Source organism: Xanthomonas codiaei (assembly GCF_002939785.1).
In the GTDB taxonomy this organism is placed as follows: Bacteria; Pseudomonadota; Gammaproteobacteria; order Xanthomonadales; family Xanthomonadaceae; genus Xanthomonas; species Xanthomonas codiaei.
Map to the genome: position 1 here is coordinate 1 of NZ_MDEC01000018.1, position 17,924 is coordinate 17,924.

At 65.0% G+C, this 17,924-nt stretch carries 16 protein-coding genes, 1 other RNA gene and 1 pseudogene; 7 read left to right on the top strand and 11 right to left on the bottom strand.

Going from position 1 to position 17,924, the window contains the following annotated elements:
- The first annotated feature begins 138 nt into the window (after positions 1-138).
- A complete protein-coding gene (locus XcodCFBP4690_RS13345; RefSeq protein WP_104541461.1) occupies positions 139-507 on the top strand; it encodes a VOC family protein in 369 nt (122 codons plus the stop codon).
- A gap of 162 nt (positions 508-669) precedes the next feature.
- Positions 670-1,617, top strand: coding sequence for a Nudix family hydrolase (locus tag XcodCFBP4690_RS13350; RefSeq protein WP_104541463.1), 948 nt, complete (start codon positions 670-672; stop codon positions 1,615-1,617).
- A 214-nt stretch (positions 1,618-1,831) separates the two neighbouring features.
- On the opposite strand, the gene XcodCFBP4690_RS13355 is transcribed toward XcodCFBP4690_RS13350, so the two are convergent.
- Both XcodCFBP4690_RS13355 and metF read right to left on the bottom strand, forming a co-directional pair.
- The gene (locus tag XcodCFBP4690_RS13355) at positions 1,832-2,464 is read right to left on the bottom strand and encodes a hypothetical protein (protein ID WP_104541601.1); all 633 of its coding nucleotides are present in this window, start codon (positions 2,462-2,464) and stop codon (positions 1,832-1,834) included.
- A 71-nt stretch (positions 2,465-2,535) separates the two neighbouring features.
- Positions 2,536-3,363: a methylenetetrahydrofolate reductase [NAD(P)H] gene (gene metF / locus XcodCFBP4690_RS13360; RefSeq protein WP_104541465.1), complete on the bottom strand. Its 828-nt coding sequence runs from the start codon at positions 3,361-3,363 to the stop codon at positions 2,536-2,538.
- 568 nt (positions 3,364-3,931) lie between these two features.
- Between metF and XcodCFBP4690_RS13365 the strand changes: the two genes are divergently transcribed.
- Positions 3,932-4,909, top strand: a complete 978-nt coding sequence (locus XcodCFBP4690_RS13365; protein WP_104541467.1) for an NAD(P)H-quinone oxidoreductase — start codon at positions 3,932-3,934, stop codon at positions 4,907-4,909.
- 75 nt (positions 4,910-4,984) lie between these two features.
- On the opposite strand, the pseudogene XcodCFBP4690_RS13370 reads toward XcodCFBP4690_RS13365, so the two are convergent.
- Positions 4,985-5,384: pseudogene (locus XcodCFBP4690_RS13370) on the bottom strand (VOC family protein).
- Between the two features lie 378 nt (positions 5,385-5,762).
- Here XcodCFBP4690_RS13370 and XcodCFBP4690_RS13375 point away from each other — a divergent pair.
- Positions 5,763-6,698, top strand: a complete 936-nt coding sequence (locus tag XcodCFBP4690_RS13375) for a Gfo/Idh/MocA family protein (RefSeq protein WP_104541603.1) — start codon at positions 5,763-5,765, stop codon at positions 6,696-6,698.
- Positions 6,699-6,858: 160 nt separating this feature from the next.
- A non-coding RNA gene (locus XcodCFBP4690_RS13380) (sX9 sRNA) lies at positions 6,859-6,934 on the top strand.
- Positions 6,935-7,007: 73 nt separating this feature from the next.
- Here XcodCFBP4690_RS13380 and XcodCFBP4690_RS23115 read toward each other — a convergent pair.
- The 3 genes from XcodCFBP4690_RS23115 to XcodCFBP4690_RS13405 form a co-directional block, all read right to left on the bottom strand.
- Positions 7,008-8,678: a histidine phosphatase family protein gene (locus XcodCFBP4690_RS23115; RefSeq protein WP_244183658.1), complete on the bottom strand. Its 1,671-nt coding sequence runs from the start codon at positions 8,676-8,678 to the stop codon at positions 7,008-7,010.
- Between the two features lie 433 nt (positions 8,679-9,111).
- Positions 9,112-10,482 carry an alpha-amylase family protein gene (locus XcodCFBP4690_RS13400; RefSeq protein WP_208622745.1) on the bottom strand — a complete coding sequence of 457 codons (1,371 nt, stop codon included), beginning with the start codon at positions 10,480-10,482 and terminating at the stop codon, positions 9,112-9,114.
- Between the two features lie 577 nt (positions 10,483-11,059).
- Positions 11,060-11,698, bottom strand: a complete 639-nt coding sequence (locus XcodCFBP4690_RS13405; RefSeq protein WP_104541471.1) for a hypothetical protein — start codon at positions 11,696-11,698, stop codon at positions 11,060-11,062.
- A 165-nt stretch (positions 11,699-11,863) separates the two neighbouring features.
- Here XcodCFBP4690_RS13405 and XcodCFBP4690_RS13410 point away from each other — a divergent pair, with 165 nt between their 5' ends.
- Together XcodCFBP4690_RS13410 and XcodCFBP4690_RS13415 are read left to right on the top strand one after the other, a co-directional pair.
- Entirely contained in the window at positions 11,864-12,409 is a 546-nt protein-coding gene (locus XcodCFBP4690_RS13410) for a DUF2058 domain-containing protein (protein ID WP_104541473.1), read from the top strand.
- Between the two features lie 163 nt (positions 12,410-12,572).
- Positions 12,573-13,130: a DUF3228 family protein gene (locus XcodCFBP4690_RS13415; protein ID WP_104541475.1), complete on the top strand. Its 558-nt coding sequence runs from the start codon at positions 12,573-12,575 to the stop codon at positions 13,128-13,130.
- A gap of 42 nt (positions 13,131-13,172) precedes the next feature.
- Here XcodCFBP4690_RS13415 and hsdR read toward each other — a convergent pair whose 3' ends face one another.
- From hsdR to XcodCFBP4690_RS13440, 5 genes are all read right to left on the bottom strand, one after another.
- Positions 13,173-15,506, bottom strand: a complete 2,334-nt coding sequence (hsdR, locus tag XcodCFBP4690_RS13420) for an EcoAI/FtnUII family type I restriction enzme subunit R (RefSeq protein ID WP_104541605.1) — start codon at positions 15,504-15,506, stop codon at positions 13,173-13,175.
- Complete coding sequence (locus XcodCFBP4690_RS13425; protein ID WP_104541477.1) at positions 15,499-15,798, bottom strand: type II toxin-antitoxin system RelE/ParE family toxin; 300 nt, start codon at positions 15,796-15,798, stop codon at positions 15,499-15,501. The genes hsdR and XcodCFBP4690_RS13425 overlap by 8 nt, the downstream gene beginning before the upstream one ends.
- Before the next feature lies 1 nt (position 15,799).
- Positions 15,800-16,084 (bottom strand): CopG family ribbon-helix-helix protein, encoded by a 285-nt coding sequence (locus XcodCFBP4690_RS13430; RefSeq protein WP_104541479.1) that lies wholly within the window; start codon positions 16,082-16,084, stop codon positions 15,800-15,802.
- A 183-nt stretch (positions 16,085-16,267) separates the two neighbouring features.
- On the bottom strand, positions 16,268-17,269 hold the full coding sequence (locus tag XcodCFBP4690_RS13435) for an Abi family protein (RefSeq protein ID WP_104541481.1): 1,002 nt from the start codon (positions 17,267-17,269) through the stop codon (positions 16,268-16,270).
- A gap of 10 nt (positions 17,270-17,279) precedes the next feature.
- Positions 17,280-17,915, bottom strand: coding sequence for a restriction endonuclease subunit S domain-containing protein (locus tag XcodCFBP4690_RS13440; protein ID WP_104541483.1), 636 nt, complete (start codon positions 17,913-17,915; stop codon positions 17,280-17,282).
- Between the last annotated feature and the right edge of the window lie 9 nt (positions 17,916-17,924).

Consider the following 17,924-nt stretch of genomic DNA (forward strand, 5'->3'; position numbering starts at 1 on the left):
GCTTGATCTCTTCTTCCATCACTTCGCTCATCGGTGTCTCCTTCGGGGAAAGTAACACCTGAGCAGGAAATCAGTGGGTCATTACACCTGCGCCACGGCGGGGCGTATGCTCGATCCACATCCGGCGTGGAGTGCGTCATGTCGCAGTTGTCGAGCCAGCAATTGAAGGTGTTCGTGCCTGCACGCGACTACGCGTTGTCGCAGCGTTTCTATCGCGCGCTGGGATTCGTGCAGGAAGACGAGGTCGGCAACGTGAGCTGCTTCCGGCATGGCGCGCACTGTGCGTTTTTGCTGCAGGATTTCTATGTGCGCGAGCTGGCCGAAAATCTCATGCTGCATCTATGGGTGGACGATGCCGATGCCTGGTGGCAGCACATCCACGACACGGGATTGGACGCGCAGTTCGGGGTGAGCTACAGCGCGCCGGAAGACCGGCCCTGGGGCGCGCGCGATTTCACCCTGCACGATCCCAGTGGGGTGCTCTGGCGCATCGGGCATCCGTTGTAGGCCGGGATTGGAGATTCGGGACTCGGGATTGGCAAAGGCACAGGCCGCGCTTTGACGAATCCCGAATCACCAATCCCCAATCACCAATCCCCAATCACCAATCACCAATCCCAGCCCCCAAGCGATTGCGCTGAGCCGCGCACTCGCGGCACTCTTGCGTCCATGCCCGACTCCCTCAGATCCATTCACGTCGTTGCCGGCGTGATCACCGACCCCCGCGGCCGCATCCTGCTGACCCGCCGTACCGAAACCCGCGACATGCCCGGCCTCTGGGAGTTCCCCGGCGGCAAGCGCGAGCCCGGCGAAACCTCCGAACAGGCGCTGGTGCGCGAGCTCTACGAAGAGCTGGGCATCGAGGCGCAGGTGGGCGACTGGGTGATGGAAGTACCGCAACTGTATCCGGACAAGCGCCTGCGCCTGGAAGTGCGCCACATCGCTGGCTGGAAGGGCAGCCCGCGTGGACGCGAAGGCCAGGCGATGACCTGGGTGGCGGCCGACAAGCTGGCCCGCTATTCGATGCCGCCGGCGGATGTACCGGTGGTGGGCGTGCTGCGCCAGCCCGACCGCTACCTGATCACCCCCGAGCCCGACGACGAGGCGCACTGGCTGGACGGCCTGGAGCGGGCGCTACAGGCCGGCGCGACGCGCCTGCAGTTGCGTGCGCGGCACTGCGAGCCGGCGCGTTGGCAGGCCTTGTTGCACAAGGTGATGCGCCTGCGTGGCCGCCACCGTGCGCAGTTGCTGCTCAATCGCGATATCGCCCTGGCCATCGAACTGGGCATCGGCGTGCACCTGGGCGCCGAGCAACTGGCCGGCCTGCAGGAGCGCCCGCTTTCCGCCGAGCACCTGGTGGCCGCGTCCTGCCACGGGGTGGACGACCTGCGCCATGCCCAGCGGCTCGGTTGCGATTTCGCCGTGCTGGGACCGGTGCAGCCCACCGCGTCGCATCCGGGCGCCACGCCGCTGGGGTGGGACGGCTTCGAGCGTCTGCGCGAGCAGGTGTCGTTGCCGATCTACGCGCTCGGCGGGATGGGCGTCGATGACCTGCGCGAAGCGCGCGCGCACGGAGCGCAGGGCATTGCGGCCATTCGCGGGCTGTGGCCGGCCTGATGGCGGCGCTTGCGGCGATCGCGTTGCCGACTGGCGATGCGACCGACAGGCGGATGGGTGGACTGCGCAGGGAATCGTCGCCCGGCGATGCAGGCGGATCGATGCCAGCGATCCTTGCGACGACAGGTCGGCGTTGCCGATGGCCGCCAGCGTCATGCAGGTACTGCGCAGGGAATGAGCAGAACGCGGTCGGCAGTCGCGCCGTGCGGTGCCGCTAGAACGTCACCCAGAAGCAGTTGTACTGCCGGCGCAGCCGCAACACGCTGCGCGCCGGCGTACCGCTGGCCAGATTCTGTTCCAGGCGCAGGCCCCAGGGACGTGGACGCGTGGGAGCCGGTAGCGGTGCGTCGATCGGGCTGCCATCCAGCGACGGCGTTGCCGCGTCGCCGCCGGTCTCCCAGGTGGGCATATCGGTTTGCGGGTACATCGGCACGATGTCGAGCAGCGGGCGTTGCACGATGGCCTCCAGCCGGCTCAGCACCTGATTGGCGGCAGCATCGGACTGGCCGCTCCACAGGTACAGGCTGGACAGGCGATTGACGTCGCGGCTGTCCACCGCCAGCTGCAGCAGCGACACCAGTTCGCTCAGCCGACGTGGGCAGCCATAGCGATACAGACCGGTGTTGCCCTGGCTGCGTACCGCCGGTGGCGCGCGCGTGGCGGCGCCCACGTCTTCGCAGCGGCGGTCGGTGAACATGGTCTGCCCATCCGGCGTGACGCAGCGGCGGATCTCCTGCGCTTGCATGCGCATGGTGGGGCACAGGCACAGCAGCAAGGCGAGCAAGGGCAAGAAAAGGCGAGGCATCGGCGCAGCGTAGCCGGGCAGGCGTGAGCTGGCGAGGAAGATGCGGGCTGCGCGCGCGGTTCGGGCATTCGCGCCCCCGATGGTGTGGCAGTGGCGGCTCTTGCCGGCCGCGCTCAACGTCCGAGCAGCTGCAATACCTGGGTGGTCGGCTTGGCCAGATTGAGGGTGTAGAAATGCAGCGCCGGCGCGCCGCCTGCGATCAGGCGCTCGCACAGGGCGGCCACCACTTCCGCACCGAAGGCGCGCACCGCATCGGCATCGTCGCCGTAGGCCTGCATCTTCCTGCCGATCCAGCGCGGAATCTCGGCGCCGCATTGCTCGGAAAAGCGCCGCAACTGCGAGAAGTTGGAGATCGGCATGATGCCGGGAATGATCGGCACCGCCACGCCCAGGCGCTCCACCGCATCGCGAAAATGGAAGTAGGCGTCGGCGTTGTAGAAATACTGGGTAATGGCCGCATCCGCGCCGGCATCGACCTTGGCCTTGAAATGGCGCAGGTCGCTCAATGCGTCGGTCGCCTGCGGATGGGTCTCCGGGTAGGCGCCCACTTCGATGCGAAAGGCATCGCCATGTTCGGCGCGAATGAAGGCGATCAGGTCCGAGGCGTAGCGCAGATCGCCGGGATGGCCCATGCCCGACGGCAGATCGCCACGCAGCGCGACGATGCGGGTACAGCCGATGGCGCGGTAGAGCTTGAGCAGTTCGCGGATCTCCTGGCGGCTGCCACCGACGCAGGACAGGTGCGGTGCGGCTTCGAAGCCGTGCTTCTGCTTGAGGTGGCGCACCGTCTCGGAGGTGTAGCTCAGGGTGGAGCCGCCCGCGCCGAAGGTGCACGACACGTATTCGGGCGCATAGCCCTTGAGCCTGGCCGCGGTACGGTCCAGTTGCGCGCGCTGGTCGTCGGTCTTGGGTGGGTAGAACTCGAAACTGAGATGCGTCATCGCGGCGGGTCCGGCGGATCGTGCCGACATAATATCGCTTCATCGCGATGAATGCATATTTGGTTGCGGGTGTCCCGATCCGCTGTGGTGCGCCCTGGCTGAAGGCAGGCGCTCGGGTCTGCTTGGGCCGGCGCCTCGACGCCACCTGCGACGAGGGCATGCGCAAGATGATGGACGACGCGTTGCGCATGAGGGTGTGTTTTGCCATCCCACGTCATGGCGCAAGCCTCGGGAACGGAGAAGGGCGTCATCGCCAAAGCGTGGTTCCGCATCCGGGGGATGTCGGCGATCTTGCGCTTGCGCAAGCAGCCTGGCGTGGATGGTGCCACGTTGCCGAGCGACTTGGCGGCACCGTTGTTGCGGAGCCGGGACGCGCGCACGTCCATGCTAGTGGAAACGTTCCGCCGACAGCGATCAGGGCGACGGTCCCGGCGGAGCAACCTGCTTGCAACACGCGTCTGCCGCAGTCCGGCACGCGTCAATGACGGTCTACGCCTCGTACGCGCCCGCTGCGCCAGACATCACACCCGCATGCCTACACTGGACGCTTTCTCACCGGAGCGTTCGCATGAGCGACACCACCATGACCGCCATCGCCATCCGCGATGGCAAGGGCGACGCCGACGCCTTGTACGCAACCGAGCAACCGCGCCCGCGTCCTGCACCGGGTCAGGTGTTGATCCGCGTGCACGCCGCCGGCATCAACCGCCCGGACCTGCTGCAACGCGCCGGGCATTACCCGCCGCCGCCTGGCGCGCCGGAAACGCTGGGGCTGGAAATCGCCGGCGAGATCGTCGAGCCGGCTGGTCGCTGGAAGGTGGGCGACCGCGTATGCGCGCTGCTGGGTGGCGGTGGCTACGCGCAGTACGTGGCGGTCGACGCACGCCACGTGTTGCCGATTCCGGCCGGCCTGGATCTTGTCCACGCCGCAGCGCTGCCCGAAACCATCTTCACCGCCTACACCAACCTGTTCGAGCACGGCCAGCTCGCGGCCGGCGAATGGTTGCTGCTGCACGGCGCCACCTCCGGCATCGGGGTGACCGCTATCCAGATGGCCAAGGCCGCCGGCGCGCACGTGCTGGCCACCGCCCGTTCGGCCGGCAAGGCTGCGCAGGCCCGTGAGCTGGGCGCCGATGTGGCGATCGACTCCACCGCCGAGTCGTTCGTCGAAGTGGCCAAGGCGCATGGCGGGGTGGATGTGGCGCTGGACATGGTGGGCGCTGCGGTGTTCGCCGATACGCTGGAAGCGCTCAACCCGCGCGGGCGCATCGTCTACATCGCCTCGCAGGCTGGCGCCACCATCGAGGTACCGATTCCGGTGCTGATGCGCAAGCAGGCGGTGATCACCGGCTCGACGCTACGCCCACGCCATGCCAAAGAAAAAGCCCGGCTGGCCGCGGAAGTGGAACGCGTGGTGTGGCCATGGATCGAGCAGGGCAAGCTGCGCGTGCTGCTCGACAAGCGCTTCCCGCTGAGCGAAGCGGCTGCGGCGCATCGTTACCTGAAGCAGGGCAGCCACCTGGGCAAGGTGGTGCTGGAGATGTAGCTGGCTGCGTTGGTCTTGTCGACGACGCGCCTGAAGCCGTGCGGCGTGTCATGCGCCGCGTGGCGCCAGGCGCACTCAGGCCGCGCGCTCGACCACCGCTTCGATCCGGTGCCCATCCGGGTCGATGACGAACGCGGCGTAGTAGGCATCACCATAGTCCGGTCGTGGACCGGGGGCGCCGTTGCAGCGCCCACCGTGCTGCAACGCGGCCAGGTGGAACGCCGCCACTGCGGCCGCGTCGCTGGCGGTGAATGCCAGATGGAAGCCGGCGCCGGGAGCGCACTGCGCGGCCTGCTGTTGCTTCAGGGCCAGGCAGTCCTCGCCCCCCCGGCCTGCCATAGCCAATGGCCTGATCGAGCGTGCCCGGCTCCAGGTCCGACCACACGCGCACATAGCCCAGCGCACCGAGGACGGCATCGTAGAACGCGGCCGATGTCTCGATCGTGCGAACCCCCAGCGAAACGTGATGCAGCATCGGTGCAGCCCTGTGCAGCGGCACGCCCGCGTGCCGGAGGCGCAAGTGTGCCGCCTCGCGGGTGCACGTCAATCGGCAGGCCGGTGCAGCTGCGCATGCCCGTCCTGCCGATTGCGCGGGCAGCCGCACTGTCGCCGGTCACCGTCGGGCTGCGCGCTCCCGGCGAGCCGATCACCCAGCTGCCCGGCGTGGCCACGCGCAGGTATAGCAAAACAAGCAGGAGCGATGTCTCGCAGCCAGCCAGGGGGGCGCCGTACACTGCGATCGCGCCGGCCATGGTTGCCTCCGGGTCGCGGCTGCGGTGGCATCGCATGCCCGGCAGATCGCAGCGGCAATCGCGTGGGCACGCTCACTTCACTCATCAGCATGAAGGTTTCGATGAAGCATCCAGATGCATTGCGCATTGCCCTGGTCGGTATCGGCAAGATCGCCCGCGACCAGCATGTGCCCACGATTGCCGCGCGCGCCGATGTGCAGCTGGTCGCCACCGTCAGCCGGCATGGCACTGTCGATGGCGTGCCGGCGTACCAGACGCTGGAGCAAGCATTTGCTGCGCATCCGGAGCTGGAAGCAGTGGCCTTGTGCACGCCGCCGGTCGGGCGGCATGCGTTGGCGCAGGCGGCATTGAGCGCCGGCCGTCATGTCTTCCTGGAAAAGCCGCCATCGGCCACGCTTGCCGAGATCGACGATCTGCGCGAGGTGGCACGCACGGCGCAACGCAGCCTGTTCACCAGCTGGCATTCGCGCTGCGCCGCTGGCGTGGAGCCTGCGCGCGCGTGGCTGGCGGACAAGCAGATCCTGCGCGCACACATCACCTGGAAGGAAGACATTCGTCACTGGCACCCCGGCCAGGACTGGATTCTGGAGCCGGGCGGCATGGGCGTGTTCGATCCCGGCATCAATGCGCTTTCCATCGCCACCCACGTGTTGCCGCGCGCGTTCGCCTTGCGCGAGGCCGAGTTGCACACGCCGGAAAATCGCCAGGCACCGCTGTACGCCAGGCTGGCCTTTGTCGATACCGCCGGTGTGCCGGTGACGGCCGAATTCGACTTTTTGCAGACCGGCCACCAGCGCTGGGACATCGAGGTGGACACCACCCAGGGACAACTGGTGCTCAGCGAGGGCGGCGCCAAGCTGCACATCGATGGGCAAGCGCAGGCGCTGCCAGCGTCCAGCGAATACGACGGTTTGTACCAGCGTTTCGTGCAGCTGGTACGCGCCGGCCAGTCGGAGGTGGATGTGACGCCGTTCGTGCATGTGGCCGACGCATTCCTGCTGGGCGCACGCAAGGTCACCGCGCCGTTTGCCTGGTAAGCGCAGCGAACAGACGACTGCGCCGCCGCTGGACGGGTACCGCCTGTGCTGGCGTGGCGCCACCGGGAGCAGCACGCTGTACGGCAGTTCTTCCGGGTAAGCGCAGCCAACAGAACTGCTGCGCGCCCGCCAGGCGGGCGCGGTCGGTGCTCGGTGCGGCATGGACCACGCGTACGCTGCGGTTCCTCCGCGTCGTCCGCACCCACCTGACGAGCGCTCGCTACGTTTTGTGAGCCGCTCTACGTCTGGATGGCCCGATGATTGCGACGGCACCGGACGCACCCAGCGATGCGCCTGGTGCGGCGTGGTCTACCGGCTATCCAGCGCCACGCTGGCAGACGTTACGGCGTCCGGGTCCAGCGGCCGGGCCGGCGTTACAGCGCGCGCTGCATGCTGACGCAGTGCGGGCGTGATCTGCGCGCGGAAGCGCCGCACCACCCATGCCTCGTCCAGCAGCGCGAAGGCGAAAAACCCCAGCAGTGTGCCCGCCACCAACGTGGGTGCATGTGCGAACGTGCCCGGCAGCAACAGGCTCAGCCACAGGAAGATGTTCGGCGAGGTCTGCAGCAGGTGGATATCCGAGGCGATCGCGGCGGGAATGGCCTTGCCCGTCAGGCTCTGGTGGATGGAGAGATACGCCACGCTTCCCAGGCGGCAAGTCAGCAGTAACGCAAATGGCAACACCAAGGCCGCCCATGCCTGCCATCGGCCATGCATCACTGCATCTGCCAACGGCGTCCCTCCCGCGCGCAGCGACACCAGCAAGGCCATCGGCACCATCGTCAGCGCACCCACCCAACTCCAGTTAGTGGCCAGTTTGCCGGCTGCGATCGGGTGCGCATGTCGCCAGCCCTGTGCGAGCAGAAACGGAAACGCCAGTGCGAGCAGCAACACCACGAAGTAGCGCTCCAGCGCATGCGCACTGCCCAGCACATCATGGCGATCCAGGAACAATAACAACAATGCCACCGGCAGCAGGATCGACAATATCAGGGTGTAGCGCGCTGCAAAGAAGTAGTCGCCGCCGCGCGCCAGCGAGAAGGTCGGTACCGATAGCGCTGGCGGCACGATCAGCAGCAGACCGAGGACGTGCACCCAGGCGTTGTGAAACTGCGTGAGCAGCATGATCGCCAGGCCGGCGCGTGCAATGCCGATCACGCTCAGCGCGAGGTTCTCCGGCCCTCCGGTCAGGCGCAACGCGCCCGGCTCGATGCGCACCGACAGGAAAAACGCATTCACCGCCAGTAGCGCCACGATGGCGGTGGAGGTGAGGGCGTGCGGTAGCGCAACGCCCAGGCAGGAGAGTGCAAAGCCGGCCACGGCGGCGATCAGCATCCATTGCAGCAAATGGATTTCGGTCTGCTCGCTCAGATAATTCAGGCGCGAGGAGCTGCGCGCGGTCATGCGTTTGAGTTCGTCCCACGACAATGGGCGCGAATTGGGTAAGCGAAAATCGATGTAGTCGGCAGGCGGAAGCCCCGAGGCGATCAAGGCGAACACCTCGACGATGTATTTGTGCGCCACTACCAGCACCTGCTTGCCCTGGCGGTCCAGCGGTGCCAGTACCGTGTCGTAGTACTGCCTGCAGCGCGTGTACATGTCCATCCAGTGCTCGCCATCGGGCGGGGCGCCACTGGCGTCGTGGAAACAGGCGTCGAACAGACGATGACCAATCGATTTCTTGATCAGGGTCTTGTTCTTGCCGGCGAAGATGCCAAAGTCGCGTTCCTTCAGTGCGTCGCTGTAGATCACCCGGGGTGCGTTGGGAGCGCCGTCCAGGATGATCGCCGCGGTCGCCTGCGCGCGTTCGAGTGTCGAAACATGCACTTCGTCGAAGCGCAGCGCACGTTGCCGGATAACATCGGCTGCCTGCCTGGCCTGTCGCCGACCCAGCGGCGTCAGTGGCGAGTTCTGTGCACCGGCAAAATAGTTCTGCTCGTTGGCGAGCGACTCGCCATGACGGACGAAGTACAAAGGCATCGGGCTGCTCCGGTGGCTCGATTGGTGGATGATCGAGAGCGTTGCCGGCTTGCGTGGCAACGCCATTCACTGCGCTCAGCCCGCCCGCGTGCCGGTGGCAGGGCATGCGGGTGGCTGCCACGTAGGTGCTGGGTGCAGTAGGATTCGTTGCATCGACAGATTGTCGTTCTCGGATCAATTCAGTGTGTGTCCAAGTTTGTGTTGATGGTCGCTGGATAAAGCCATTGAATAAAGAAGCGGCAGCCGCGCGGCGCAACGGCGCGTGCTGACATCACACGGATGGACGCCTGAATGCAGGAGGCCTCCGCACGCTTGCCGCGGCGGAGGCCTCCTGTCGAGCAGATGATGACCTGGTACGACAGCGACGCAGGCGCTTAACCACTCGGTCGAACCTCACCTGAGCGCCGGCAATTCAACTGCCCATGGCGATCGCTCAGCGACGCCACATGCGCGCCCCACGCGCCGGCAGGGTAAAGGTGTACGAGCTGCTGGTGATGCGGACTACATTCCCGGAGCCCAGCGCATCTATGTAATCGGCATTCCAGTACAGCACGCTGTTATTCATGCCCACCGTGGTGGTGACCGGATTGCCGCACTTGTTGATGCCGACGATACCCAGGCTGCCGCGACGGAACAGGATGTGGCAGGAACTGGACGACAGCACCTGCATGTCGGTGCCCTGCACGCCGTTGTGGAAGCCGATCATGCGACGCAGGTCGTCGCGTTGGTAGGCATTGACCCAACGGTTGTCGCCGCTTTCGTTGTTGTCGGTGTAGATCATCGGCATGCCGCCGTTGCGTCCGATCAAATACGCATACGCCAGGGTTTCATCGACCGGGTCGAGAATGGCGTAGCGGAAGCCGGCATTGTTGGGGATGTCGTGGGTGACGGCGAAGGTCACCGCGCGGTTGCCCGGCAATGCCTGTCCGGAAGCGGCCGGATCCACCAGCTGCTGCAGGCTGGCACCGATGGCGAACGCATTGCGCACCGCGTTGAACAGCGGGAAGTCGTAGGCCGCGTGCGGAGTGGATTGCAGGTAGGGCGCCAGGAACTGGTCGTAATCGCCGTTGCCGGTACCGCCGCCGGTGATGACCTCGCCGAACACGTACACGCCGGAGCGGATACCGGCGTCGAACACGCGGTTGAGGTGGTCGAAGCTCATGTGCTTGGCCGCATCCACGCGAAAGCCGGTCACGCCCAGGCCCTTGAGCGCCTGCAGGTACGCGCGTTGCTGTTGCACCACCCAATCGTTGCCGACCAGATCGGGCAGCCCCGGGTCGCTGCCACCGCCGCAGATGCGGTAATTGCGGACCTGGAAGGCATCGTTGTAGTTGCTGATGCACTGGCCCGGGCCGAAATCGCTGGCGCTGAGGAAGTTGGACTGCAAGGTGCCGAACAGGCGCAGCGAATCGTACCTGCCCGGATTGGCGGCGTATTGCGCCAGCACGGCGCTGCCGGGATAGTTGAGGTCCGAACGGGTGGCCGCTTCGTTGGCCATGTGGTTGAACACGATGTCGGCGTAGGTTTCCACGCCGTTATTGGCCAGCGCCTGCACCATGCGCCTGAACGCGGTGGTGTCGCCGAGCGGATTGTCGATCAGGCGGATGTCCTGCGGCTGGTAGCGTGCCCACCAGGCACTGCCTTCGGAACGGTACGCCGGGGCAACCAACACCTTGCGATACCCGGCATCGGCAATTTGTTTGGCGCGTGCTTCCACGGTGGCATACGGCCAGTTGAACGCATGCAGGATGACATCGGCCTGTACGTTGGCTGTGGCCAGCAGCAATGCCAACGCCGTGAGCAATGCGCGGGCGCCGCGCTGCAGGACTGAGGGGGGAGCGTGTGCAAGTGTGGTGCGCATCGGGTGGTTCTCCAGTGGTAGGCGCAGGCTGGCGTGTGCATCACGCTGCCCGCAGCAAGGCCTCCGGCCCCTGTTCCGGAAAGCGCGCGCACGGCGTGCAGCGCGCGGTGATGCTAAGCGCCCATCGCGGCGCAGCATCGGTGTTGTGCATACGTATTCAATGCGACGCGCCGCTGAAGTGCGCGCGGCTCGGCGGCAATAGCGTGGCCGCTCGCACACTGCGATGGGCAGTGCGGATGTCGTCCGGTGCGTTGGGCGGTCTTTCAGCTGGCCGCGCGCGAACAGATGGCGCGTGGAGATCGCCGATGCAGCTGGCATCCGCCGGTAGCATCGTGTGCCTGCGCAGGCCCTGCAAAAGCAGGCGTGATCCACACGGTGCCAGGCTCACATCCGGCCGATAGCGACCGGCGCGTGGCTGAAGGCTTATGCGGTGAAGCCGACGTGCAGGGTATTGCCCGTGGCATGCGCCGCCGCACAAGTCGCCGGCGCAGCGGTTGCTGCACCGGCAACAACGCAGTGCTCAGCGATAGACGTGGCGGAGCTCGTTGCTTGCGTGCAGCGACTGCAGCTTGGACAGCGGTACCTCGACGTGATCGTCGGTGTAATACGCCGGCTGCCTGGTACTGCTGCCGCCCGCATCGCGCTCGGCACCTTTCCACTTGTCGTAGCCCTTGCTCGGTAGCGCCAGGGTAATGGTCTGGCCGTTGACGCTATCGACCCGCACTACGCCGTAGGCATGTCCTTCATAGGCTCCGGGTGCCACGGTCTGCAGATCGACGGTGTATCGGTCGCCCTGTGCCGGCTGGGCCAGCAGGGCGTCGTCGCGCTTGGATGTCTGCGAGTCGCTATAGACACCAAATGCAACCACGGCCGCGATCAGGCCCAGCAGCACCAGTCCACCGAAACGGCGATAGGCCGGGATGGGAGGCTTGCCCCGCGATTCTTCGAAGGTCTTGGTATCCAGCGGGGTGACTTGGTTGCAGCCGTCGCAGACGCGCAGGTACTGCTTCTTGGTCACCCAGCTGAAGACGTACCACAGGTGCGCATAGCGGTACTGCAGCACATGCCGGAAGCTGCGCTGCTGCGCGCACTGGTTGCAATGTGCGCTGTCTGCTGCGCCGAGCGCGATCGCGTCCCCGCCTGATCCCCAGATGATCATCCTTCGTCCTTGAGTGGTTGTGAGCGCCGCATGATAGTGGGTGTTCAGGCATTTGGGCAGGATCCTGGCCGGCTTGACGACGTACGGCGCGCGCTTGCGGCTGGTTGCCCGGCGGCGCCGGCCCGGCGCGCTAAACTAGCGGCCAGTTCATTGCCGACCCTTTCCATGCGTAATCCATTGCAAGAACAACTGCTCAAGGCCGGGCTGGTCAAGAAGGCCCAGGTGGACAAGGTGGCGCGTGAGCAGGTCAAGCGGCGCCATGCCAAGGGCGGGGCGGCCGTGCCGGCCGATACCGACAAAGTGGATGCGGCGCGTTTGCAGGCCGAGCGCGCCGAGCGTGATCGGGCGCTGGCCGAAGAGCGCAATGCGCAGCTGCGCAAGCAGGAAGTGCTGGCCCAGGTGCGGCAGATTGTGGAGACCAGCAAGATCAAGCGCGAAGGCGAGATCGACTACCGGTTCAGCGATGGCAGCGTCATTCGCAGCGTACTGGTCAATCCCACCTTGCGTAGCCAGCTGGCCAGTGGCGCGCTGGTGATCGTGCGGCATGGCGACGGTTTCGAGCTGATTCCGCGCGCTGCGGCCGAGAAGGTCTACAGCCGCGACGCGGCAACCGTGGTGCTCGATCACGGCCGCGGCACGGCACCGGCTGCCAGCGATGGCGACGACGACTATTACAGCCAGTTCAAGGTGCCGGACGATCTGATCTGGTGAGGCCACGATGGGCGCTGACGCTGCCTGTTGCTTGATGCCCGCAGCATTGCGTCAACAGCAGCGGTGCACGCCGTGCATCGCTGCTTGTTCGCCAGCACAGACCTGCGGATAAGGGCCGCACGCAGGAGTTACCCTTGACGGCCCCGCCGCTGCCCGCATTGCCATGTCTATCGTTCTGACTGCGTTTGCCCGCCCCCGTCTTTTTCCGCGCGATGGCCGTCTCAATGCCATCCAAGACTGCACGCCCGAGCAGTTCATCCGGCATCTCAATGACACCCCACCGTTGCGCGTGATCGAAGGCTACGCGCCGTTCTGCCAGCTGCATGTACACCGCAACTGGACCAGCACGCGCTGCCTGACGGTGCCGATCACTGCCGATAACCGGCACCTGCTGCGCTCGGGCTATGAGGCACGCAACACGCAGGAGCTTCCCGTTCTGGTGCGCTGGTTTGAAGGCATCGAATCGCCGGTTGCGCAGTACATGGTGCCGATCCTGTACAGCCGCGATCAGTTGGCCAAGGAAGGCGCGCCGATCAATGCGGACTGGGGCGTGGTGGGTTGCCTGTACACCGCCGAGCCCGACGACATCCCGATGGCGCCGATCACGATGTTGCGCAATGCGCTGGGCGTGGAAGAGGGCGGCTCCGGCGTGCCACTGGACCGCGACGCCTACCGGCGCAGCGTGGCGTTCTGGGAGGCCAATGCGAACTGGCGGCCGTGAGCCTGATCGTGATCGCTCCGCTGCGTTTCAAGCGTTCGTGGATCAGCGGAACAAGTGCGCCTGGATTCCCACGAAGGCACTGCGGATGTCCGCAACGCTGCCCAGCATCCGTTTGGCGTCGTTGACCCCGCCGTAGCGGATTCGCAGGACGTCGCCGATCCGGCTGCTGGCCAGTTCACCGGTGCCGTTGCGCGCGTAGTTGCCCAGCACGTACTCCAGGAACGAACGCATCTCTCGCTCGTATCCTCCAAGGCCGGTGGACATGGCCGATTGCACGCGCTGCGTCCGCGACAGCGGCGCCAGGGTGAAGCGCACGTAGGCCAGCACATCGAAGATGTCGCTGTGCGGGGCATCGATCAGGCGCCGCATGTCGTCCAGACGCTCGTTGTCGTAACCCAGGTCCGTGAGGCGCTGCAGGAAGGCCTCGCGCCGGTCTGGGTCGCTCCAGATGGTACGCAGTTGGTCTTCGTCCTTCACCAGCGCATCGAGGTCGCCGAAGAGCTGCTGCATGAATTCCTGGGCGGTGATCATCCTGCCGTCGTTGGACCAGTACGTGGTCGCGGCGATGTAGTGGATGCTGCGTTCGCGGCCATCGGAGAGCTTGACCACGACCCGCCTGGGCGGCTCGGGTTCGCTGACGCGACCACCAGGCGCGCCGGGATCTCTGTCGCGGGGCGGCCGTGGTTCGCGTGGCTCGGGCGGATCATCCGGCGGCAGCGGCTCACCATCCCACGCCGGATCTTTAAAGTGCGCATAGGCCTTCACGAAGTCGTAGATGGTGAAGTAGTCCTTGCCTTCGAACGTGCGCGTGCCGCGGCCGATGATCTGCTTGAACTCGATCATCGACTTGACCGGGCGTAGCAGCACGATGTTGCGGATGTTCAGCGCGTCCACGCCGGTGGACAGCTTCTGCGATGTGGTCAGGATGGTCGGCAGGGTCTTCTCGTTGTCCTGAAACGCACGCAGGTGGCGCTCGCCCAGCTCACCGTCGTCGGCGGTGACGCGCTCACAGTAGTGCGGGTTCGGGTTGTCCTTGATCTGATTGATGAAGTTGCGTACCCGCGCGGCGTGCTCCTGGGTGGCGCAGAACACCAGCGTCTTCTGGCGCTGGTCGATCTGGTCCATGAACTCCTGCACGCGGCTGCGCTCGCGCTGGTCGATCACCAGTCGGGTGTTGAAGTCGGCTTCCGTGTAGACGCGGCCGCGTTCCAGCTCGCCTTCCAGCACTACGTCACCCTCGGAGTAGGTGTACTCGTCCAGGGTCGAAGCCATCTGCCGCACCTTGAACGGCGTGAGAAAGCCGTCGCCGATGCCTTCCTTCAGCGCATACGTGTAGACCGGCTCGCCGAAGTAGGCATAGGTATCGCCATTGACGTCGCGCTTTGGGGTCGCGGTTAGGCCTAGCTGCACGGCCGGCTTGAAGTACTCCAGGATCGCGCGCCAGCTGCTCTCGTCGCGCGCACCGCCGCGGTGGCACTCGTCAATGACGATGAAGTCGAAGAAGTCCGGCTCATAGCCCTCGAAGGTGAACTGCGCCGCCGCAGACGCATCTTCCGTATCGCCGCCGCCGGTCATAAAGGTCTGGAAGATGGTGAAGAACACGCTGGCATTGCGTGGAATGCCACCCTTTCTGCGGATCTCTTCCGGTCGGATGCGGCACAGCGCATCCGACAGGAACGCACTGAATGCGTTGAAGGCTTGGTCGGCAAGAATATTGCGGTCGGCAAGGAACAGGATGCGCGGGCGGCGCACCGGTTCACGGCTCAGGTTCCACTTGGCATGGAACAGTTTCCACGCAATCTGGAACGCCACCGAGGTCTTGCCGGTGCCGGTGGCCAGCGTCAGCAGGATGCGGTCGCGGTCCGTCGCGATGGCCTCCAGCACTGCGGTGATCGCGTTGTGCTGGTAATAGCGCGTCTGCCACTTGCCGCTGCCGGTCTCGAACGGCACCGCGCCGAAGCGCTCGCGCCAGTCGTTGCCGTCAGGGAAGCACCGCAGCCAGAGTTGTTCCGGCGTCGGAAACGGCAGGGCGATGTCGCCTTCTACCCCGCCGTCCATGTCGATGCCGTACCAGCCGATCCCGTTGGTGGCATAGGCGAACCGGGCCTGCAGTCGCGCCGCATAGTCCTTGGCCTGGCCGACGCCTGCGGTATGGCCCAGCCCGGCGCGCTTGGCCTCGATCACCGCCAGTTTGCGGCCGCGATAACTCAGCACGTAATCCGCCGACAGCGACGTGCCGCGCTGGCCGCCGCCGAGGATGCGGCCAGGGCAAATCAGTTCGCGATGGACTTGCGCGCCCTCCACTACGCCCCAGCCGGCATCGCGCAGCACCGGGTCGATGCGGTTGGCACGGGTGTCGGCCTCGGTTTCATGCATCGCGTGCATAGCCCGTCTCGCGTTGCGCGCGGATCGCCAAGACAAATACGGTGTCCAGCGCCGCTACATACTGGTAGAGGGCAATGTATCCGCGAGCGCCTTGGCCAATGACCAGCTCACGCAGATCGTTGTGCGTCAGGCGCCCGATCAGCGGATTGTTCGTGAGCACATCGGATGCGCTGACGATCTCGCCAAGACGCTCTTGGATGTGCGCCGCCTCGTGCTGTTCCAGGTGGCCGATGATGCGCCGCAGGTCCTCGTTGACAGAGGGTAGGAACTCGACGCGCGCCATGCTATTCGGCGAACTTGCGGGGAACGGGAAGCGGAGTGTCCTTGCCCTGAATGCGTCCCATCAGATAGCGACGCATCTCGTCCCAGGGAATGCTCTCGCCGGTCTCAAGGAATTCGGCCCAACGGCGTTCTGCCTCTGCATGGAAGTCGGTGCGTCGCTCGGCCAATTCGGCCTTTTCGGCAATGGCTTCCAGGATGAAATTGTGCGACGTGGTGCCGGCCGCTTGCGCGGCCTTGGCGATGCGGGCCTTGAGCGCGTCCGGCAGGCGGATGGTGGTGGTGCTCATGCGGGGCTCCCGTTCAGGATGTCCAAATGTAGCACAGGAGTGCCACAGGAGGCGCAGCGTTTCAAGTGGTGCACGCCTTAGCGGTTTTGATGATGCATATTGGCGATTCAAAGCCTGCTCGGTTAGACTAGCCGCAACACGACCCCCGCCTCTTGGTTCCTTTGGGAATCTACGCGGGGGTTCTTATTGCCTGTCGCTCGCGAGCCACCAGTCTTTCCACCCGGTGGGCGCCCCCATATCCGCAGCGGATAATTGGCGTGTCGATGCCTGAGACGGAAAGGCGTCCAGATGCGCCGCCGTCCGCTCCGGCCACCTGCTTCCGGGGCATACCACCCGCACCAAATGGCAGACCATCGCCAACTGGATGAACGGCTTAGTCAGCAGATCCTGCCTATTCTCGAATGCAGCGCCCCAAGCCGGCCAGGCGGCTGATGGTGGAATGGGAGAACTAACCATATTCCGGTTCCACACGCGGCTATGGTGCGCCACCAGATTGCGCAGGTAGCTCAAACAGCGCACCCAGCTTGCGAAGACCTTCCAATCGGTAATTCCATAGCGCTTGGCGATGGCCTGTTGGTCGGGTACTTTCATCATCGCCAGCAGTTGCGAGACTGCGCCGAAGTCCCACACCTCGATAGCGACCCAAATTGGCAGATCCGGGCCATGCTTTTCACGATAGTGCTTGACGAAATCCTCGCGTGAGCGTTGCACCAACCCCTGGTACTTCATCTGCCATGTGGCGAAGACAGTCTGGTTCGTCTGCGGCGCTCTTTTTTCGCGGAATGTGGGGTGGAAGTTGCTTTCATGTAAATGAGCGAAGGTGTCGGTTTTACCCAGTCGATATGCCACTTCCATCCGTAGCGACACTTCGATTCGCTCAAGCGCGTCCGCCAGTAGTACGCGCAGCCGACGATCGAACAGATACAGGTCGATGGCGTCGGTGAACGTTGTCCCCGGCATGAAGTCATCCTTGCGCACCGAACGGATCGCCCCCGATTGCGGGTCCTGCTCATGCCGGAAGATCCGGAACGGATACCAGTACGCACTGAGCCGGTAGTAGCCGACACGCTGCAGCCACGCCAGTGCCCAGTCCCTGTCCGACACAGCCAAGCCGCGCTCTTCCAGCATCAAGAGCTGATCTTGGAACGATTTCCATGGGCGATCGTAGGTACTGGCATCGGTCATGGCGACTAAATCACGTCAGTTGGCCGGAGAAGGCGGCTTGGAGCAGGGATTGGCGGAGGGTTGCGATGTCAGCGATCTGCGCTTTGTAAGAGGTGCGTAGCGCTGTTGCCGAATTCAGCAGTGCTTCCGACCTCGCAATGACGTCACGCTGCAGGGCAATGTCAGGCACGACGAAGCGAAGATTCCGAAGATCCTTGATGTTGATCTGCATAAGCGCGGCTCCATAGGTCTTCTCAGCAATCTGACTTCGGATCGCGCCAAAGCAAAATTGGAAATACGCGAAATCGCGCAGGACGCGAGTTGCCTCGAACCGGATGGGAACGATACCGCGCGTGACGTTGGCACCAGCCAGTTCGTCTGCAGCAACCGAAATGGCACCGGTGCTGCCCCTCACGCAGAGTAGAAGCTCTCCGCCCTGTAGTGTCGTTCGTGCGTAACCGCGTGCAGCGCGTAGGTCAATTCGTTTCAAGCCGGCAAGGCATACTTCCCGCTGTGTCAAATCAACGGGACGCACGATTGGTAGCCCATCACTTACCTCGTCGCCCGGCTGGACGATTCCATAAGACAGGCCGCAATCCGGATGCACTGCATCCTGCAAGGGGAGCGCACTTGATTGGCCGGCAATCGCCTCGAACTCGTCGCCCAAGGCGCGTCG

What these genes read in the sequence shown, in the direction of transcription:
- XcodCFBP4690_RS13435 (WP_104541481.1), bottom strand. Translation starts at nt 17,269, where the DNA reads ATGACCGATGCCAGTACCTACGATCGCCCATGGAAATCGTTCCAAGAT.
- XcodCFBP4690_RS13345 (WP_104541461.1), top strand. Translation starts at nt 139, where the DNA reads ATGTCGCAGTTGTCGAGCCAGCAATTGAAGGTGTTCGTGCCTGCACGC.
- XcodCFBP4690_RS13350 (WP_104541463.1), top strand. Translation starts at nt 670, where the DNA reads ATGCCCGACTCCCTCAGATCCATTCACGTCGTTGCCGGCGTGATCACC.
- XcodCFBP4690_RS13365 (WP_104541467.1), top strand. Translation starts at nt 3,932, where the DNA reads ATGAGCGACACCACCATGACCGCCATCGCCATCCGCGATGGCAAGGGC.
- XcodCFBP4690_RS23115 (WP_244183658.1), bottom strand. Translation starts at nt 8,678, where the DNA reads ATGCCTTTGTACTTCGTCCGTCATGGCGAGTCGCTCGCCAACGAGCAG.
- XcodCFBP4690_RS13410 (WP_104541473.1), top strand. Translation starts at nt 11,864, where the DNA reads ATGCGTAATCCATTGCAAGAACAACTGCTCAAGGCCGGGCTGGTCAAG.
- XcodCFBP4690_RS13425 (WP_104541477.1), bottom strand. Translation starts at nt 15,798, where the DNA reads ATGGCGCGCGTCGAGTTCCTACCCTCTGTCAACGAGGACCTGCGGCGC.
- XcodCFBP4690_RS13375 (WP_104541603.1), top strand. Translation starts at nt 5,763, where the DNA reads ATGAAGCATCCAGATGCATTGCGCATTGCCCTGGTCGGTATCGGCAAG.
- hsdR (WP_104541605.1), bottom strand. Translation starts at nt 15,506, where the DNA reads ATGCATGAAACCGAGGCCGACACCCGTGCCAACCGCATCGACCCGGTG.
- XcodCFBP4690_RS13405 (WP_104541471.1), bottom strand. Translation starts at nt 11,698, where the DNA reads ATGATCATCTGGGGATCAGGCGGGGACGCGATCGCGCTCGGCGCAGCA.
- metF (WP_104541465.1), bottom strand. Translation starts at nt 3,363, where the DNA reads ATGACGCATCTCAGTTTCGAGTTCTACCCACCCAAGACCGACGACCAG.
- XcodCFBP4690_RS13415 (WP_104541475.1), top strand. Translation starts at nt 12,573, where the DNA reads ATGTCTATCGTTCTGACTGCGTTTGCCCGCCCCCGTCTTTTTCCGCGC.
- XcodCFBP4690_RS13430 (WP_104541479.1), bottom strand. Translation starts at nt 16,084, where the DNA reads ATGAGCACCACCACCATCCGCCTGCCGGACGCGCTCAAGGCCCGCATC.